The 20,470-nt window shown below is 40.5% G+C and carries 14 protein-coding genes and 1 pseudogene; 10 read left to right on the forward strand and 5 right to left on the reverse strand.

What is annotated here, in order from left to right; translation table 11 throughout:
• On the forward strand, positions 1-1,534 hold a 1,534-nt coding region (locus AC2JBO_RS12030), incomplete at its 5' end, for a tetratricopeptide repeat protein (RefSeq protein ID WP_496953888.1).
• A 135-nt stretch (positions 1,535-1,669) separates the two neighbouring features.
• On the opposite strand, the gene AC2JBO_RS12035 is transcribed toward AC2JBO_RS12030, so the two are convergent.
• The 3 genes and pseudogenes from AC2JBO_RS12035 to AC2JBO_RS12045 all read right to left on the reverse strand — a co-directional run.
• The gene (locus tag AC2JBO_RS12035) at positions 1,670-1,870 is read right to left on the reverse strand and encodes a hypothetical protein (protein WP_496953889.1); all 201 of its coding nucleotides are present in this window, start codon (positions 1,868-1,870) and stop codon (positions 1,670-1,672) included.
• 271 nt (positions 1,871-2,141) lie between these two features.
• Positions 2,142-2,924: an Rpn family recombination-promoting nuclease/putative transposase gene (locus AC2JBO_RS12040; protein WP_496953890.1), complete on the reverse strand. Its 783-nt coding sequence runs from the start codon at positions 2,922-2,924 to the stop codon at positions 2,142-2,144.
• Positions 2,925-3,003: 79 nt separating this feature from the next.
• Positions 3,004-3,306: pseudogene (locus AC2JBO_RS12045) on the reverse strand (aspartyl protease); the annotation flags it as partial.
• 375 nt (positions 3,307-3,681) lie between these two features.
• On the opposite strand from AC2JBO_RS12045, the gene AC2JBO_RS12050 reads away from it, so the two are divergent.
• From AC2JBO_RS12050 to AC2JBO_RS12075, 6 genes are all read left to right on the forward strand, one after another.
• Positions 3,682-4,329, forward strand: coding sequence for a Uma2 family endonuclease (locus AC2JBO_RS12050; RefSeq protein WP_496953891.1), 648 nt, complete (start codon positions 3,682-3,684; stop codon positions 4,327-4,329).
• Positions 4,330-4,728: 399 nt separating this feature from the next.
• Positions 4,729-5,703: a sodium-dependent bicarbonate transport family permease gene (locus tag AC2JBO_RS12055; RefSeq protein WP_496953892.1), complete on the forward strand. Its 975-nt coding sequence runs from the start codon at positions 4,729-4,731 to the stop codon at positions 5,701-5,703.
• 3 nt (positions 5,704-5,706) lie between these two features.
• Positions 5,707-6,003, forward strand: coding sequence for a P-II family nitrogen regulator (locus AC2JBO_RS12060; RefSeq protein WP_496953893.1), 297 nt, complete (start codon positions 5,707-5,709; stop codon positions 6,001-6,003).
• A gap of 53 nt (positions 6,004-6,056) precedes the next feature.
• Entirely contained in the window at positions 6,057-6,755 is a 699-nt protein-coding gene (locus AC2JBO_RS12065) for a carbonic anhydrase (RefSeq protein WP_496953894.1), read from the forward strand.
• 553 nt (positions 6,756-7,308) lie between these two features.
• A complete protein-coding gene (bioA, locus tag AC2JBO_RS12070) occupies positions 7,309-8,586 on the forward strand; it encodes an adenosylmethionine--8-amino-7-oxononanoate transaminase (RefSeq protein ID WP_496953895.1) in 1,278 nt (425 codons plus the stop codon).
• A gap of 110 nt (positions 8,587-8,696) precedes the next feature.
• Positions 8,697-9,401 carry a chromophore lyase CpcT/CpeT gene (locus tag AC2JBO_RS12075; RefSeq protein WP_496953896.1) on the forward strand — a complete coding sequence of 235 codons (705 nt, stop codon included), beginning with the start codon at positions 8,697-8,699 and terminating at the stop codon, positions 9,399-9,401.
• 211 nt (positions 9,402-9,612) lie between these two features.
• Here the strand turns inward: AC2JBO_RS12075 and AC2JBO_RS12080 are convergent, their stop codons facing one another.
• Together AC2JBO_RS12080 and pyrG are read right to left on the reverse strand one after the other, a co-directional pair.
• Positions 9,613-10,029, reverse strand: coding sequence for a hypothetical protein (locus tag AC2JBO_RS12080; RefSeq protein ID WP_496953897.1), 417 nt, complete (start codon positions 10,027-10,029; stop codon positions 9,613-9,615).
• A gap of 155 nt (positions 10,030-10,184) precedes the next feature.
• Positions 10,185-11,822, reverse strand: a complete 1,638-nt coding sequence (pyrG, locus tag AC2JBO_RS12085) for a CTP synthase (protein WP_496953898.1) — start codon at positions 11,820-11,822, stop codon at positions 10,185-10,187.
• A 93-nt stretch (positions 11,823-11,915) separates the two neighbouring features.
• Between pyrG and AC2JBO_RS12090 the strand changes: the two genes are divergently transcribed.
• The 3 genes from AC2JBO_RS12090 to AC2JBO_RS12100 all read left to right on the forward strand — a co-directional run bounded on the left by AC2JBO_RS12090 (position 11,916) and on the right by AC2JBO_RS12100 (position 19,538).
• Positions 11,916-13,733 carry an N-acetylmuramoyl-L-alanine amidase gene (locus AC2JBO_RS12090; protein ID WP_496953920.1) on the forward strand — a complete coding sequence of 606 codons (1,818 nt, stop codon included), beginning with the start codon at positions 11,916-11,918 and terminating at the stop codon, positions 13,731-13,733.
• Positions 13,734-14,277: 544 nt separating this feature from the next.
• Positions 14,278-16,503, forward strand: coding sequence for a lectin-like protein (locus tag AC2JBO_RS12095; RefSeq protein ID WP_496953899.1), 2,226 nt, complete (start codon positions 14,278-14,280; stop codon positions 16,501-16,503).
• A gap of 821 nt (positions 16,504-17,324) precedes the next feature.
• A complete protein-coding gene (locus AC2JBO_RS12100; protein WP_496953900.1) occupies positions 17,325-19,538 on the forward strand; it encodes a lectin-like protein in 2,214 nt (737 codons plus the stop codon).
• The last annotated feature ends 932 nt before the right edge of the window (positions 19,539-20,470 follow it).

Here is a 20,470-nt window from a genome sequence, read left to right on the forward strand (position 1 = left end):
TTTTTTATCGTTTGCACAGCCTCATTCGTCGAGTCGCGCTAGACCATTTACCAAAGCTGGAAGTGGAGGTTTTACCGCTTTGAGTTACGACTATGCAGAACTAATAGAATTACAAAAACTTTCCGCATCGCAGCTTTTACATATCCGTTGTGATCAAGCAGGTCAATTGTTGCTTGTGCAAGCAAGTAGTAAAATAAAGCATGAGTCATCGGCACCAGCACTGAGAAAATTAACTGCTCTTGAATTAACTCACCTGAAGGCAGCTTTTTACTGGTTAAACGTTTATAAGCCAGAATATAATGCTGCTAACTTAGAGCAAGTACGCGGTTATTTGGAAGCATTTCATCATTTATGTCAAATTTCGGCGTGGCAGTCAGCTAGTCAGCTACTCTTCATCTCGACGAATTTTCATGGTAAACAATTGTACCAGCAATTAAGGAGTTGGGGCTATTACGCCGAACAAATAGAACTTTATAATCGGCTTCTTGGTAAAATCAACTCAGAAATAGATTGTTTTTGCTTGCAAGGTCTGGGTCGTGCTTATGCTTACTTAGACCAAACATCACAAGCAATGAGTCACTACAAGCAAGAATTAGAACTCGCGCGGCAAATTGGGAATGGAAAAGCACAAGCAGAAGCATTAGGTGGACTAGTTGGTGTTTATTCTTCGTTGCAACAGCATCAAACTGCAATTAATTGTCTTAAACAACAGCTAACCATTGCTCGTGAAATCAATGCTCGAAAAGAGGAAGGGCAAGCGCTAGGTGGACTAGGCGCCATTTGTATCTTCAGAGGAAATTATAAACAAGGTATAAAATACTGTCAGCAAGCATTAGTAATTGCTCAAGAACTAAGCGATCAAGAACTGTCAGCGCTGGTTTTAGGGTGGATGGGAGGAACTTACTTATCCAGAGGAAAATATAAGCAGGCAATTAAATACTTACAACAGCAAATGAATGTTAGTATCCAAATCGACAATCAATGTCAAAGATACTTAGCCTCATACTATCTCGGCAATGCCTATATACTTATAGGACAAACTCAACCTGCCATTGAATATTTAAGTGCAACTCTTGAGTTTGCTCGTAAAACAGCTTCTAAAGCAACAGAAGCATCAACTTTAAACGCGCTGGGTTCTGTTTATAGCGACTTAAAACAATATACTGGCGCCATTGAATACTATCAGCAAGCCCTAGCTATGAGTCGTGAGATTGGAAACAAAACAACAGAAGCAGGAGTCTTATTTAATCTTTCCTATTGCTACGGATGCTTAAAACAACCTCAAATAGCTATAAAATACTGCGAGCAAGCACTTGTAATAGCTTATGAACTTAAACATCAGCAAGCAAAAGGTCGAAAATTGGCGTGTTTAGCAAATATCTATTTTCATCAAAAGCAATATTTTCAAGCTTTATGGTTAGTAATGCAAAGTTTGCTAATTATACGTCCGTGGACTAGTGCAAATGGTCGCTTTATCTTAAAAAGAACATTCTCAGAAATTATCCAATTATTTCACCAGCAGACAAATATATAAATTATTTAGTAGCAAAACCTGATTTGAGAGAAGCAGTCTATAGAGCAAGGGGACGTTCAGAAATTGATGAAGAAAAAGGCAGTTAATGTATTTACTAGATACTGATACACGGGAGCATCTTTACTCTGGGAGCTTTTAAGTTTCAGATTCTTTATTTTGCTTTTTAACTACCTGCCGTACAACTTCAATATCTAGTTCAAGTACTCGAACTATTTGTTCTATAGTTAATCCCACTTGAAGCAAGCGAGGAATTAATGCTAATTTTGTTTCTAGCTGGGTTTCTTCTTGAACTTGTTGATAAAATCGGGTTTGACGCCATTCTTTGATTCCAAACATAACTTAAAAGCTCCAACCTGCTTGTAAACGACAACGGATAAACCAGCATTCTTCCTACTCTATTTAGATTGCGACGGTTTGCAGCATCTATCTGTTGTACCTGTTTAATTCATATTTTTGCTTGTTGTACTTAATTTTTCATATACAATTACCAGCAAATATAGCCTGGGAGCGGCACGCTTCTAAAACTTGATGTATACATATCCTAATTATCAAGGTGCCGTAACCCAGGATTTATTGCTCTTTAGTAAGTACAGACAGTATTAAGCTTCTAAGTTTTAGATTCGTTGTTCTGCTTGTTAGCTACCTGCCGTACAACTTCTGTGTCTAGCTCAAGTATCCTGGCTATTTGCTCTACGCTTAGTCCCTCACTCAACATACGAGGAACAGTTTCTAATTTTGTTTCTTGTTGAACTTCTTGATAAAATCGGGTTTGGCGCCACTCTGTTAATCCAAACATTGCTTCTAACTCCTGTCTGCTATAGGACGAAAATTTATAAACTAGCATTCTTTCTACTAATTCTAAAAGCTTGCGGCGCTTTGCGGCATCTGTCTGTTGTACCTGTGAGATTAAGTCTCTTGCTTGTTGTTGTGCTTCATTTTCAGGTGCGACTACTAAGTTGATGATTCCTCGACCGATGGATGTATTGGGGACTTCCTCTAACTCATCTAAGTAGATAATGCGAATATATCCAGCGTCGAAGAAAGATTGATAAGCTTTCGGGACACCTTCATCTAAACTTCTTTTAGCCCAAATAGCCACAGCTTGCCACGTTCGCTTCGGTTTATACTGATTTAAGTAGACTACCGCCTCTGTAATCAGGCGCCAGTACAAATCCTCATCTTTTTGAAATTGTATCTCGACAAAATAGATTGGCTCATCCGCAAATTTTTTCTTTGGTAGAAATACGCCATCAATGCGACGCGCTAGCTCTTTTATTTCTACAGAGGAAAATCGATAGCGTGATGCTAGTGTAGGAGATTGTTCTAGGAGTTCAAATAAAACGCCTGGAAGATTTTGTAAAAGGGTGTAAAAAATTGTATCTGTTTTCATTTTTGAAGAGATGCACTACGATAAGCGGTTATTAGCTGCTTAATATCAGTCACGTTACTTGTGAGGCTGTTATACATTTTTATAATATAGTTAAATATGTTTCAGTTGAGCTAATTGGTAAAACCTTCAATGTCTGGTTTTTTAGGTCTAGTTCTAGACCCAATGTCTCTAAAGGTATTACACCAAGAAGTGGGTCTCTACCTCCAGGTAATTCTAAGCACTCAAAAGTCCCTTCTCGACCGCAAAGAGAAAGTCTTGCGTCTTCATATATTCGGGCTTTACTAATTCCGGTAGCAGTTGCAACATCAACTTCTTTTAAGAGTGTTAAACCTAACTTTGCAATAGCGTCTGTTGGCAAACATAAAGTTGTAGCACCTGTGTCTACTAATACATTATATCATGTAATAAAACGTACTTCTGCTTCTGAAATCACTCCTGCTTTTGCTAAAATTTGGTCAGCCCGATTTGTTATAGTTATTGTTAAAACTTTACTCATTTTATTGTTATCTTTGATTTGGATAATTTATCTCCTACTATACATAGAGAGAATTTTTTATGTTAATAATTGTAGTTTAATGCTTGAAGTAAGTCAATTGTACTGTGATAATCAGTTATATATAGTATTTGTGAATCATCTATAAAATTCACGTGTTGTAGAGACGCGATTAATCGCGTCTCTACCGGAATTGAATGTTTCACAAATTATCTAGGACTGCTATATAATAACTTTACCTATTTAATCTAAAACTTTACTAAAATGGTGACGCTTCAATTACGACAATTAAGTGTGCCACCGGGACATCGTGTCATGTTCCATGATGTCAGTTGGCAAGAATTTGAAGCCATTTTAGAAGAACTTGGCGCCCATAGAGCCGCGCGTTTGGCATATAGCCGGGGTACATTAGAAATTAGAATGCCACTACCAAAGCACGAAAAAGCCAAAGTTATCATTGGAGACTTGGTAAAAATTCTCCTTGATGAACTAGAAATAGACTGCGAGCCATTTGGGTCAACGACGTTTAAGCGAGAAGATATGGCTCAAGGTGTAGAACCCGATGACTCTTTCTATATTCAAAATTATGCTTTGATGGTTGGGAAAGAACGTATCGACTTAACAGTTGACCCACCACCCGACTTAGCTATTGAAGTTGATGTCACTTCTAAAACTCAGTTGGATGCTTATAAGCAACTTGGAGTTCCAGAATTATGGCGTTACGATAACGGCAACCTTCAAATAGATATTTATCGAAACGGTGAGTATGTTAAATCTGATGTTAGCCCAACTTTTCCCAATTTACCGATATTAGAAATTATTCCTAGATTTGTGGAACAAAGTAGACTTGAAGGGAGAAGCCGCGCGCTGAAAGCATTTAAAAACTGGATAAAAGAAAATATTCGCTTTTAAGCGTTTGTTGGTATAATAAACTTTTTAAAAGTCTATTAAAGCAAAACATCATAATTTAATTATCAAGGCGCCATAACCAAAATTTATAGTTATTTTCAATCGGGGCTTGAGCAAATGTGCCTATAGCATTATATGATAACCGTAGTGTAAGACCGACCCAAATCAAGATGGAGTCTTTAATCTTACGCGCTCCTTCGTGCAAATGCAGCAAATAATGCTTTTGAGCGTTATGTGTATCATTCGTCCGAAGTAATTAGTCACTGGTTACGGATTTCAGACGTATTTACATTCCTTAATATATAGTTCTGTTTTTCTTATCGGCTAACTTGTTATCAAAATACTGTGATGAGAAAAGCTTGTTTTTACAGGTGGTTTTTTAGTAGTGAGGAGATGAATGGAATGGATGTAAGCCTGGTGATGTCCAACATCTTGAGTCCGCCAGTACTTTTCTTTTTTCTAGGAATGTTGGCTGTGACTGTTAAATCAGATTTAGAAATTCCTCAACCTTTGCCTAAACTTTTCTCCCTATATTTGCTGTTCGCAATAGGATTTAAGGGAGGGGCAGAACTAGTTAAAAGTGGTATCAATTCTGAGGTGCTATTTACCCTCTTGGCTGCCATCTTCATGGCTTGTGTTGTACCAGTGTACACATTTTTTATTCTCAAACTCCAACTCGACATCTATAACGCAGCCGCTATTGCTGCCACTTATGGTTCTATCAGTGCTGTTACATTTATTACAGCAGGGTCTTTTTTGAATGAAGTCGGAATTCCATTTAGCGGTTATATGGTAGCAGCTTTAGCCCTGATGGAATCTCCAGCCATTATTATTGGACTGTTGTTAGTAAGAATATTTGCACAAGAAGACAAAGAGGATGGGGACTTCTCTTGGTCAGAAGTGTTACGGGATGCTTTTCTTAACAGTTCTGTATTTCTTTTGGTAGGTAGCCTCGTAATTGGGATTCTTTCCGGAGAAAAAGGCTGGAAAATGGAGGAACCATTTACTCAAGGCATATTTTATGGTGTTCTGACTTTCTTTTTGCTAGATATGGGACTGGTCGCAGCTGGCAGAATTAAAGACTTGGGTAAAGCAGGTCCATTCTTGATTACTTTTTCTATCTTAACCCCAATAGTTAATGCAACAATTGGCATACTATTAGCAAAACTAATTGGAATGTCACAAGGAAATGCACTTTTATTTTCGGTTTTATGTGCCAGTGCCTCTTACATAGCTGTTCCTGCTGCTATGAGATTAACAGTTCCAGAAGCAAACCCTAGTCTTTATGTTACTGCCGCCCTAGCACTAACATTCCCTTTTAATATTCTTGTTGGAATTCCTTTATACCTTTATGGCATCAGTATCCTTTGGAGGTGAATTATGCACCCAGTCAAAAGAGTAGAGATTATCGCTAATGCGGTAGAACTGGGAAAAATTTTAGATGGCTTAGAGAAAGCAGGGGCGCCTGCCTATACTGTAATTCGCAATGTGGCGGGCAAAAGTCCTGGTGCAACTGCGACAGAACTGGACAATATTTTTGTTATAGTCTACTGTTCAGCAGAGCAACTCAAGCCAGTGGTAGAAAAAATTAGACCTATCCTCAACAAGTTTGGGGGTACGTGTTATGTCACTGATGCGATAGAGATTCGCTCTACTAAGTGTGTTGCTTCTCTCTAATTACCTACACCCGCGCTTGGGTGAGGCCATTTTTACAAAAGGAAATAAATAAAATGACCCGAATAAATGGATTTTTAGGTCGGCGCCAGCTTTTACAACTTGCGGGCGGTAGTATTTTGATGTCTGTTTGTGGTATAGCTGATCAAGCAACTGCTGTTGCCGAACAAAAATTTGAGACTATAAGTCCTGATGCAGCTTTAGAAAAACTGTTGGATGGTAACAAACGGTTTATACAGCAAAAATCTGAACATCCTCACCAATCAAAAATTCGCTTAGAAGAAGTAGCACAAGTCCAGCATCCCTTTGCGACTATACTTAGTTGTGCTGATTCGCGCGTATCTGGGGAAATTCTCTTCGACCTAGGAATTGGTGATTTATTTGATATCCGTATTGCAGGGAATATTATTACACCTGAATCACTAGGTAGTATTGAATTTGCCGCAGTTGAATTGAGTTGTCCCTTAGTGATGGTGCTAGGTCATGAAAGATGTGGCGCCGTAACTGCGGCAGTAAAAGGCGAACCATTACCTGGTCTTATGGGTACTCTTGTTAAGGCTATTAAACCAGCGATTGGCGATATTAAGAGCTTTTCAAAAGAGGCGGTTGAGAAGGCTGTGGTTGAAAATGTGAAATATCAAGTTCAAAAAATGAGAGATGATTCTCAAGTTTTATCTCAATTGGTAGATGCAAATAAGCTGAAAATAATTGGGGGACGTTATGATTTGGATACAGGTGAAGTCACAATTGTTTAGATTTCTTAATTTTTATAAATAGTTTTTGTGTTTGTAATTAATCTCTGATAACTAATAGTTCATTTTATTAATTTTGTGGTAAAGATTCTTACCACAGAGGTGCCTCCGTTTTCATCACTGGTCACCGTCAAGATAGTCTTGATGCCGCCGTTGAGACGATTGGTAAGAATGTCAGTCATTTTTGATGCTTAATTACATAGGGAAACTCTGTGCTTTTGGAAATATGTCGCTGGGTATACTTATGGCTGCTTATTTTCTCTAACTCATAAAAAAATGGGCGAACCGGGAGTTAGTAAAGACTGTGTTAATGTTATTATAGAACAGCAGATCATTTTACCGCAGCGAAAAACTTAAAGCAATTTATTTATGTTAGTAAAGTTTGGTGTCGAGAAGTTTAATTATCAGGTTTTCCAAGATTAGGTTGTAGAAACACCTTCGACAGGTGATACACAAAGGTTGGATATTAGACAAACAATTTGCCGCTCTGGTCAAGCAATTTGTGGTACACCAAATCTATAACATTGCCTATGTCAATTACTTAACATGAGTCCCTATGACGACACAAGTTGATTCCCTCTGGCTTCCATACGCGCAAATGAAGACCGTTCCGCCCCCGTATCGAGTAGTTCGAGCAGAGGGGGTCAAACTTTACCTCGATAATGGCACGGTACTGATTGACGGCATCTCTTCATGGTGGTGCGTTATTCACGGGTACAATCACCCTGTCCTCAATCAGGCGGTTCAGGAACAGCTTGTAAAATTCGCTCATGTTATGCTCGGTGGTCTCGTTAACGATCCAGCTATTCATCTGGCTGAGACGTTAGTCAGGATTACCCCGTCAGGACTCAACCACGTGTTTTTTGCTGACAGTGGCTCAGTAGGGGTAGAGGTCGCGTTAAAGATGGCAATTCAGTTCTGGCGCAACAAAGGGGTATTACAGAAAAGCCGTTTCGTGGCGCTCCGTCGTGGATACCACGGCGACACGACAGGGGCAATGTCGGTGAGTGACGATGACGAGGGGATGCACCGATTATTCAAAGGAGCCATACTCCCGCAGTATTTCGTTGATGCTCCCGGCGGGGTTAACATTGAGTCTCACGAATGCCAAGCATCACTCTCTCAACTCGCTGGGCTTTTCAATAAGAACAAAAATCAGATTGCCGCCTTGATCCTCGAACCAGTATTTCAAGGAGCGGGTGGCTTTCGCTTTTATCCCCCCGAGTATTTATTCCACGCCCGAAGACTGTGTGATGAACACGGGGTGTTACTCATATTCGACGAGATAGCAACGGGTTTCGGGCGAACAGGAGCCTTATTCGCAGCGGAGCTTGCCAATGTTACCCCGGATATCATGGTGCTTAGTAAAGCGCTCACTGGGGGATACTTTGGACTATCAGCAACTATCACTACAAGCGAAGTCTACGAGTCCTTCCTTGGTGACGATCCGGAACTCGCCTTTATGCATGGCCCGACTTTCATGGGTAATGCAGTCGCCTGCGCTGTAGCGTTGGCAAGTATCAGCCTTATCGAAACCGAAAACTACCTTAGTAAAGTTAAAGCGATTGAGCAAGTTCTCAAAGAAGATATCCAGGGATTGGAGGGACGATCGCTTTGCGACGCGCGAGTGCTTGGAGCCATAGGAGTTTTGGAGTTTGAATGTCCGTCTAACCTCATGGGATTTAAGGAGTTCGCTCTAGACCGGGGAGTGTGGCTTCGTCCGTACAGCAAGTGGCTGTACACTATGCCCCCATACGTCATTTCTGAGGACGACTTGCGACGAATCACCGCAGTTATGAAGGAGTGGGTGTCACACCAGGGCAAACGCATCTAAAATATTGACAAGTATTAGACAAAACTTAGAACCTTTTATTAGTTCGTTTTTTAGTACGCCTTAACAGGGATATTTTTTTTATCGAGTTGAATATAGTTAGAGCCACGTTTATGAAAACTGTTCAAAAAATTATCAAAAACACTAGTAATTTTGTTATCGTGTTCGGCGCCTTGTTATTAAGCAATTATACTTTGGGCGCCGTTGCTCAAGAAAATACAACTGGTTCAAGTGGATATAATCAACAGCAAGTAGAGGATGTAGCATCCCGCTTAGAAGGTATTATGGATACTTCGGCACGAGCGCGCGTTAATCCCAAAGCTGCAAATGTCCGGATGACTGCTTGTCGTATAAGTGTAACAGATAATAATTCTCAGGCTAGTACACCTAATAAACCAATATTCCTATATCAAGAGCAAGCTTTATCAAACGAGTTAAACAAACCTTATCGGCAACGCTTTCTAGAAATATCTTCCGTAAATAATGGTCGAACCGTGCGTTCGCTGTCTTATAAACCTGCTAACACTTCATCTTTCGTTAACTTCTGTAACAGACCCCCAGCAGAACGAATAGTTAGAACAAGCGACCTTGGTAAAACTGCTTGTAGCGTTTATCTCACACGTTCTGAAGAAAACTATGTTGGTGTCACACCCAGTCAAGGTTGCCCTGCTAACGTTCGAGGCGCCGTAAAAATTACTAACACCGTTGTGTTACGCAAGACAGGTATGAATACTTGGGATAGAGGTTTTGATGCTAACGGTAAACAAGTTTGGGGCGCCAAGGATGAGTCATACGAGTACCGTAAAATTACTCAATAAACTCAGGTGTAGAGTTTTTCTAAAACTATTCTTGAGGTATTTGAGCTACACTTCACGCCCAGTTGGTTTATGAATTTCTTTTCCTATTGGGCATAGCTTTGGCTCACCGCGATGTAAAGCTTCTAATCTTTCTTTGGCTACTTGAGTTCAGCACCGAGATTATTAATTCTTTGTTAAGTTAAATGTTGGGTTCTTTTAGCCTCCACCCAACCTACATAGAGTAGCCTGTGGCTTTTTCGATGTAGTCGATGACTTTTTGATATGATTCGGGGTTGCTGACGGGGTTGATGATGATGGGGATGGTGCTATCGGGTAGCCAAAAGGTTATTCTGCCATTGGGTTCACGACAAAATGAGCTGATACACTTTAGGTTGATTACGTATTCGTTTCTTTCGTAAGAAATTTTTACCCAATATGTATCTTCGCGCGATTGTGTAACTTTTTCGGCGTAGTCAAGAATTTTTTGGTAGTCTTTTGGGTTACTTTGTGGGTTTATCACAATCGGAATGGCATTATCTGGTAGCCAAAATGTTACTCTACTATTCGGTTCGCGGCAAAAAGCACTGACGCACTCAAAGTTAACTATATACTCGTTGCGGTCAAAAAGGATTTTTTCCCAGTACGCCACGATTTTTCCTCAAATTAGTTAAAAGTGCTGAGTGCTGAGGAACGAAGTTAGGAGTTAGGAGTTATAAGTTAGGAGTTAGAGAAATAAAGTTACTAATTATTTTTCTTGGCACTCAGCACTCATTACTCAGCACTCATTACTCAGCACTCAATACTTTATAACACTTGAACGGGGGTCTGAAAGTTGATTGTCGGGTGGGAGTGTCGAATTGCTGCTTCGAGTAACCCTGTAAATAAAGGATGTGGTTTGCTGGGACTTGATTGAAATTCGGGGTGGAACTGAGATGCTACAAAGTACGGATGTTTGGGATATTCAATCATTTCAACTAGGCGCCCATCGGGAGATGTGCCGCTAATTACGTAACCGGAGTCTAGAAATAAATTGCGGTAGGCATTATTGAATTCGTAGCGGTGGCGGTGACGCTCCTGAACTACTTCATCTTGATATAATCTGGAGGCGTGCGTGTGTGGTAATACATGACAAGGATATAAACCTAAACGCATTGTTCCACCTAAATCCACAACGTCTAGCTGTTCTGGAAGCAAATTAATAACCGGATGCTCTGGATGAGGTGCAAACTCGACGCTGTTGGCATCAATCAATCCTGCCACATTACGCGCCCATTCAATAACTGCACACTGCATTCCCAAACATAACCCTAAAAATGGTATTTGATGTTCGCGCGCGTACTTAATTGCGGCAATTTTTCCATCTATACCACGTGTCCCAAATCCACCGGGTACAATTATACCGTCAACTCCTTCGAGATAGTTTTCGACGGCTTCGGTTTCAAGCTTTTCTGAATTTACCCAGCGCAGTCGCAATTCTCCGTGAGTGGCAATTGCCGCATGACGAACTGCTTCGACAACTGATAGGTATGCATCACTTAAACGGACATATTTACCAACGATCGCAATTTCGACTTGATATTTTGGGCTGTACAATCTTTCTACTAAAGTTTGCCAGGAACGCAAATCTGGTTTGCGCTGTTCCATTTGCAAAAGTTCTAACGTCTGCTGCGCTAACCCTTCGCGTTCTAATGTTAAGGGTACTTCATAAATGCTATTAGCATCTTGAGAGGTGATGACACACTCGACGGGAACATCACAAAATTCTGAAAGTTTTTCTTTGATGCCTGGGGGTAGTGGTCGGTCGCTTCGACATACTAATATATCAGGTTGAATGCCTATCGAACGCAGTTCTTTGACGGAGTGTTGCGTTGGCTTCGTTTTCATTTCCCCTGCCGACGCTATCCACGGTACTAATGTCACGTGCATATAAATGACATTTTGGCGCCCGACTTCTTTACGAAACTGGCGTATTGCCTCCAAAAATGGCAGTGATTCAATATCGCCAACTGTACCACCAATTTCCGTAATTACCACATCAGGATTTGTCTGTTGAGCAACACGAGCAATTCTATCCTTAATTTCGTTGGTAATGTGGGGGATAACTTGGACTGTACCGCCGTTATAGTCTCCACGTCGTTCGCGATTAATTACTGCCTGATATACTGAACCCGTAGTCACGCTATTTAGTCGAGACATGGGTGTATCGGTGAAACGTTCATAGTGCCCTAGGTCTAAATCGGTTTCCGCGCCGTCTTTGGTTACAAAAACTTCGCCGTGCTGGAACGGACTCATAGTACCTGGGTCTACGTTAATATAAGGGTCGAGCTTAAGTATCGAGACAGTGTAGTCGCGGGATTTAAGCAGGCGCCCCAAACTTGCTGCTACAATTCCTTTACCGATACTAGATACAACCCCACCAGTCACAAATACAAACTTAGTCATACTTCAATTATCAAATTTTAGCAACTTCTCTAAAAGACACCCCGTCATTGTGCCACAGTAAATGTAAATGTTGTGTTCTATATATTTAGTGGCGTGAAACCCGTTTTAGGACTATTCTTATTCAGCTCGATACTCACCCCCTCTTACGTTTTGGCGACGACTGAACAATCCCTCAAGGTTGTCTACCCCCGAACCAACCACAAAACAAGTGCCGATAGAATCTTCTTCATTGGCACGGCGCCGTCAACCGGACAAGTTTTGATTAATGGTAAGCCAATTACCCGAAGTAAAACGGGTCATTTTGCACCAAGTTTACCGCTACTGATTGGAGAAAATAACTTTACTATCCGCTACAAAAATCAAGAATTGTTAATTAAAGTAACGAGGATTGCTTTACAACCAGAAATTCCCCAGGGATTAGCGTTTGCTCCAAATTCTCTCACACCAGCGGTAGATATCGCTCGACTAAGCGGAGAAACAATTTGTTTTAGCGCCGTTGCACCTCCTGCTTCGAGCGTTTCCGTTAAGCTTGCGAATCAAACAGTTTCTCTAAATCCTCAACCACAAACTGCACAACTTCCAGATAATAAAGCAGCTTTAACAGGAAGAAACCAAGCGATGGCCAACAATAACGCTGGTTATTACTCCGGTTGCACTACATTCCAACAAGATTCATTACTTCATAGCAATAAAATGGTGGAAGGCGCAGTTACTCAAGATACTCGCACTTTGATTGATTTAGGTAAACCGGAATTCCAACTAACAATCAATGGTAAGACTATTACCCAACCAGGGACTGGTAATATTACCATACTCTCAAACGCACAATTGCAAGTAGCTGAAGTTACGTCCGATGCTGGTGTTGCAAGAACTGGGGCGAGTACTGATTTTTCTCGACTTACACCCCTACCTAAAGGTACTAGAGCATCCGTTACCGGAAGAGAGGGCGACTGGTTACGTTTGGATTATGGCGCCTGGATTAATGCTAAAGAGACTCGTGTTATACCAGGTGCTGTAGCTCCACGTACCATTATTCGCAGTGTTGGATACCGGAATTTACCTGGCAAAACCGAGGTAGTGTTTCCATTACAAGCTCCTGTGCCTGTCAGCGTACAGCAAGGTGATAAATCTCTTGTGCTGACGCTTTATAACACTACCGCGCAAACTGATACATTCCGCACTGACAATAATCCGATTATTTCCCGTCTTGACTGGCAGCAGGTCAATCCAAACCAAGTTCAATATACTTTTAATTTGAAGACAAACCAGCAGTGGGGTTACAAACTTCGCTATGAAGGTACTAGTTTAGTGTTAACAATGCGTCACCCCCCAATTAAAAGTGGGCGTAAACCTTTATCTGGTGTAAAAGTACTATTAGACGCTGGACATGGAGGTCAAGAATCTGGTGCCCCAGGTCCAGATGGCACATTGGAAAAAGATGTGAATTTAGTGATTTCTGAGTTGATGAAGAAAGACTTAATCGAACGTGGCGCCACAGTAGTAATGACACGCACTACTGATAAAGAACTTTCGCTTGTTGACCGTCAAAAAATGATCGACAGCGAAGAACCCACTATTGCCTTATCTATTCACCATAACTCGCTGCCCGATGATGGTGATGCCGAAAAAATTCAAGGATTTGGTTCGTTCTGGTACAATATGCAAGCGCACGATTTGGCGGTATTTCTACATAATTATGTAGTCAAAAAGATGAAGCGTCCCTCCTATGGGGTCTTTTGGAACAACTTAGCGCTGACACGTCCAACCAGTTCTCCATCCGTACTGCTCGAACTCGGTTTTATGAGCAACCCTAACGAAATTGAACTAATTGTAGACCCTTCATACCAAAAGAAAATGGCGCGCGCCATAACTGACGGCATTGTTGAATGGTTCAAGAAAAATCGAAAATAGAGAACAATGCAGCGGGTCGTCAGCATAACGTAAGGTGGCATAGCCACCATACAGATACGCGCGATTTTTTCAAAAATCGTGAGCGGATTCCTATGTAAGTCAATATTATGTAATAACGAAAAAATTAATATAAACTTTATAAATTTATGTTTATTTATTACGATTCTTGAATAAAACGACAAATATGAGTGCCTATATATGTCTAGATTAACGAAATAAATCTAGCTTTAGCACGATGTAATAATTGAAAAGACTTATTTAGATAGGTGTTCTCTTTAATGAGCATAGAGATTGCGTAAGCATTTGACTATTTGGTATCTCTACTGCATAATTGTACGTATAAATGAGTTGTCAATAGGGCAATATAATAAGTAAATACACTTATTGATAGCAAATAATACTGAGTATTCGCTGCGGATACTACTGAAAGTTTGTATTACTGTTTAATGCTGAATGTTGGCTACGTGCTACTTTCTATCAAATTTAAATGAGTACACGTCCCGTCCGTAAAGCAGTTTGAATTTAATATAAAGAGGAAAATCTGGTGTCTGAACTATTGAATAACACAACAACAGGGCTACAAATTCCTGAAGTTAAGACTTCATACGGACTTGTTGATCCGAATACATTACAGTCATCTTCTCCATCGTTATTAAGTACTTCTTCAAGCCCTGTTGCAACTGATGCAAGTGGGGGTTTAGGAGGAATCTCTGGTAATGTTAATTACACAGGTACTGCACCGAGAGTTCTTGACTCTGATTTAACTATTACAAATATTGCCCAGTTGACTGGCGCGCGGGTGTTAATTGACAACTTCGATGCAAGTAGAGACCGTTTAGGTATTGATGGAGCGACAAGCGGTAGCGAAGGTGGAGTTACTTGGAATTATGACTCCGCAAGAGGTTTTCTGGTTTTAGATTCAACTGCCGTGGACTCGGCTGTTTATCAAGGGTTATTGCGTCGAGTCACATACGCGAATACTGACCCTAATAATCCTGGGGCAACACGTAATATTTCGTTTTCGCTAGGTAATTTACTGGTAAATCCAGAAAATGGGCATTTCTACGATTTTGTCACAGGCGGAAATAATATTGGCATTTCTTGGACTGATGCCAGAGCTGCTACTGCTAACCAGAATTACTTAGGGCGCCAAGGATATTTAGCAACAATTACTACTCAAACTGAGCAAAACTTTATTCAAAGTCGAGTGACTGGTAATGGTTGGATTGGCGCTTCTGATGCAGCAGTTGAAGGTGATTGGAGATGGGTTACTGGGCCTGAAGGTCTAGAAAATGGAGGTGCTGGAAGACTATTCTGGCGCGGATTGGGCACCGACTTCAATAACAACGGTGCGAACGGTGCAAGTGCAATTGGAGGTTTTTATAACAATTGGGATTTACAAAGGGGTGAACCAAATAACTCTACCGACGCTGGAAAACCGAACGGTGAACAGTATGCCCACATTGTTGGAAATGCTGATGCTGGAAATGTAGGTAAGTGGAACGACCTTCCTAATCAGCAGGATTATACAACAAACCTTGCTGCTTACAGACCTCAAGGTTACGTTGTTGAGTACGGCGGTTTATCTGGAGATTCTTCTCAAGTAATTAGTGCAAGTATCACACTCAGCTTCGGGGGCGCCGTTGGTTCTAATAATGCTGCTGTTGGTACTACTACAAAAGTTCCTAATTTTGGCGCAAGTAATGTAACACAACTTCTCTGGCGTAATTATGGGCAAGGTATTGCCTCTGGTCAGAATGTCATTTGGGCACTTAATTATGATGGCACAACTTCACCCAATGCCTTTACCTTCAGCCCAGACGCAAAACTCGGCAAGTATATTCTGGAAGCTAAAAGTATAGAGTGGGATATTGTCGGTTTGTATGATGCAGACGGAGACGGTAATACTGATATCTTCTGGCGCAACCGTACAACAGGTGAAAACGCTCTTTGGATGATGAAATTTGACCCGAATACTGGTATTGAAATCGATGGTAATAAGAGTAGCTTTTTGGCGCCAGTCCCTGATACCAATTGGGAAATTAAAGGAGTTTTAGACTTTGATAACAATAATGCTCCTGATATACTCTGGCATAACCGTAGAACAGGTCAAACACTGATATGGGCATACGACAGAGATGTCAATAACACTACTACAAATCCCTTTACTATCAACACCGCAAGAACTAGATATATGACTCCACTAGTATCAAGTGATTGGGATATCGAAGGCTGGGCTGATTTTAATAGTGATAGAGTTGCCGATATTCTCTGGCGCAACTCTCGAACAGGTGAAAATTACATCTGGAAATTAAGCACCGATGCGAGCGGCGATAACCCTTACTTCAAAAATCCAGCTACTGATGGCTACGCAATAACCAGAGTTGATAATCCTGATTGGCAAATTGCAGACCTTGTTGACTTCAACAACGATGGCGTTGCGGATATTATTTGGCGCAACTACCGTACCGGCGAAAACACTGTTTGGGGTATGCTCTCCGGTGGTGATGCTGACCCAACAAAGTCTGGAGCTATCCTTCAGGTTAATGATGTCAACTGGCGCCTTGAGGGAACTGCCGACTTTACTGGAGATGGACTCTCTGACTTACTATGGCGCAATTACAGTACCGGGCAAAATACTATTTGGGGTATGAGTGTTGTAGGGGGCAAGTATGCTGCGAGCCAAGCATATACACTGCTTCAGGTTGAAGACCCCAATTGGGAAATTGAAGGCCCTAGCCCAACGCGCGATATCGTAATAGTTTCGTAGTAAGGACAATATAACTATATATAGCATATAGCATATAGCAATCCTAAATCATTCATAAAGTCCGCACGTTGTAGAGACGCGACATATCGCGTCTCTACATTATTTAAGTATTTTTACAAATCATGTAGGACTGCTATAACATTTAAAATTCTTATAGTATAGACATAAAAGATTTATATATTATATATAAAGAAATAATAAAGGTTATAGAGCCAAGTATAAACACATAAAACACTTGACGAGAAAGCGATTCGAGGATTTTATGTCAATATTGCGCGACAACAAAAAATTAATCTTAACTTTATAAATTTAAGTTTATTTGTTCAGGACAGTAAATATAAGTGTTCACATGTATTTTGATTAACAACTAAATCTAACACGATCGAGATGTCATAATTGTGGGATACTTATTTTCGTGGATGTTCTCTTCAATGGCGTGGATATTGCGTAAGTATCAAGGGCGCAATATTGTAAGTTTTTATCAAGTTTTTATCAGTCACGGATGTTACACTATGAAAAATTTGTGATTAAATGTTATTGCAAATAATTTTTTGGGCACAATAAAAACATTTGACTATTTAGTATCTCTACTGCATAATCAAATGTATAATAATATACAATAATGGTGCATTTGTTGTAGTACACACGCAAGGTTGCGGAAATCAGGTAGGGGCTTGGTACTCGTTGCTTTGTATTACATTCGAGTCTGTATCGCTGTTTGATGCTGAATGTTGGGTACGAAGTGCAACTTTCGATCAAATTTAAATTGAGCGCGTACCGTTCGTAAAGCAGTTTTAATTTAGTATAAAGAGGAAAATCAGGTGTCCGAATTATCAACTAGCAATACAGGGCTACAAATTCCTGAAGTTAAGACTCCATACGGACTTGTTGATCCGAATACATTACAGTCATCTTCTCCATCGTTATTAAGTACTTCTTCAAGCCCTGTTGCAACTGATGCAAGTGGGGGTTTAGGAGGAATCTCTGGTAATGTTAATTACACAGGTACTGCACCGAGAGTTCTTGACTCTGATTTAACTATTACAAATATTGCCCAGTTGACTGGCGCGCGGGTGTTAATTGACAACTTCGATGCAAGTAGAGACCGTTTAGGTATTGATGGAGCGACAAGCGGTAGCGAAGGTGGAGTTACTTGGAATTATGACTCCGCAAGAGGTTTTCTGGTTTTAGATTCAACTGCCGTGGACTCGGCTGTTTATCAAGGGTTATTGCGTCGAGTCACATACGCGAATACTGACCCTAATAATCCTGGGGCAACACGTAATATTTCGTTTTCGCTAGGTAATTTACTGGTAAATCCAGAAAATGGGCATTTCTACGATTTTGTCACAGGCGGAAATAATATTGGCATTTCTTGGACTGATGCCAGAGCTGCTACTGCTAACCAGAATTACTTAGGGCGCCAAGGATATTTAGCAACAATTACTACTCAAACTGAGCAAAACTTTATTCAAAGTCGAGTGACTGGTAATGGTTGGATTGGCGCTTCTGATGCAGCAGTTGAAGGTGATTGGAGATGGGTTACTGGGCCTGAAGGTCTAGAAAATGGAGGTGCTGGAAGACTATTCTGGCGCGGATTGGGCACCGACTTCAATAACAACGGTGCGAACGGTGCAAGTGCAATTGGAGGTTTTTATAACAATTGGGATTTACAAAGGGGTGAACCAAATAACTCTACCGACGCTGGAAAACCGAACGGTGAACAGTATGCCCACATTGTTGGAAATGCTGATGCTGGAAATGTAGGTAAGTGGAACGACCTTCCTAATCAGCAGGATTATACAACAAACCTTGCTGCTTACAGACCTCAAGGTTACGTTGTTGAGTACGGCGGTTTATCTGGAGATTCTTCTCAAGTAATTAGTGCAAGTATCACACTCAGCTTCGGGGGCGCCGTTGGTTCTAATAATGCTGCTGTTGGTACTACTACAAAAGTTCCTAATTTTGGCGCAAGTAATGTAACACAACTTCTCTGGCGTAATTATGGGCAAGGTATTGCCTCTGGTCAGAATGTCATTTGGGCACTTAATTATGATGGCACAACTTCACCCAATGCCTTTACCTTCAGCCCAGACGCAAAACTCGGCAAGTATATTCTGGAAGCTAAAAGTATAGAGTGGGATATTGTCGGTTTGTATGATGCAGACGGAGACGGTAATACTGATATCTTCTGGCGCAACCGTACAACAGGTGAAAACGCTCTTTGGATGATGAAATTTGACCCGAATACTGGTATTGAAATCGATGGTAATAAGAGTAGCTTTTTGGCGCCAGTCCCTGATACCAATTGGGAAATTAAAGGAGTTTTAGACTTTGATAACAATAATGCTCCTGATATACTCTGGCATAACCGTAGAACAGGTCAAACACTGATATGGGCATACGACAGAGATGTCAATAACACTACTACAAATCCCTTTACTATCAACACCGCAAGAACTAGATATATGACTCCACTAGTATCAAGTGATTGGGATATCGAAGGCTGGGCTGATTTTAATAGTGATAGAGTTGCCGATATTCTCTGGCGCAACTCTCGAACAGGTGAAAATTACATCTGGAAATTAAGCACCGATGCGAGCGGCGATAACCCTTACTTCAAAAATCCAGCTACTGATGGCTACGCAATAACCAGAGTTGATAATCCTGATTGGCAAATTGCAGACCTTGTTGACTTCAACAACGATGGCGTTGCGGATATTATTTGGCGCAACTACCGTACCGGCGAAAACACTGTTTGGGGTATGCTCTCCGGTGGTGATGCTGACCCAACAAAGTCTGGAGCTATCCTTCAGGTTAATGATGTCAACTGGCGCCTTGAGGGAACTGCCGACTTTACTGGAGATGGACTCTCTGATTTACTGTGGCGCAATTACAGTACCGGGGAAAATATTATCTGGGGCATGAGTGTTGTCGATGGTAAGTATGCTGCGAGCCAAGCATTCACACTTCTTCGGGTTGAAGACCCCAATTGGGAAATTGAAGGTCCTAACCCAACGCGCGATATCGTATAGTTTTGTAGTAAGGACTAAAGTCCTTACTACGAATATTCGATCATTCGGGAACAACGGCACCTTGACAGTTGGGCGCCAAAATCTTTCGTTTCGCTTTAACCGCACATACTTAAAAATAAAAATGTGCTTTGTAACACTTTATGACATTAGTTTAATAAATTTTTATCATCATTGATTTTCGTTTCATACTGAATACAATTTTTCCTTACAATTTCCGGGAAAAAACGCTTGCTTTACAATTTCTTCATCAAAACTTGTTTTTTTCTACATAATACCTTCATAGTAAGTATTTAAATTTGCTCGAAATAAAAGATATATTAAAGCTTAATAATCCGCAGATGCACCTGTGTCACGTATGCTATGGCAAAGTGCAAGCTAGGATTAATTGTATAAATATATACAATTAATTGTATGTGTTGAGAAATAGCATGTGTTAAGAGTGTGTTTATTATTAGATATGCACACTAGAGTGTATGCATATTTCAAACCACAACTCATCTCAATTTAATCTGAGAGTTTTAGTGAAATGTGTCATTCATAAATTAAATAGCTCAGGAAAATACTGCGATGAGTTAATAAAATTTATGCCTAATGATTGAAGCGTGAATGAAGTTGCATCAAGTTAAATGGAGTTTGGAAACACAGCGAAATTATCACATTTTAGTAAGCGGTGTAGGTATAATCAATGTTGAATAAAATCAGGGAGGTGCATAGTGTTTAATTATGAAAGAAAATTTGTACGTGAGGCTGAGGCACGTTCAAGCTAAAGGTTTAGTATTTTATTAAATAAAGATAGCGTCGTTTAATAGGGGTAAGTCACGATTGAGCAATCAGCAGAATTATGTGTAGTCTGAAGAATTAATTGGTAAGCAGTGTTCTAGACATTCATAATTTGATGAATGAAAGTGCTGATGGATGTCGAACTAATAGAT

The sequence above is a fragment of the Calothrix sp. CBUCES-K 9914 genome (assembly GCF_059640475.1).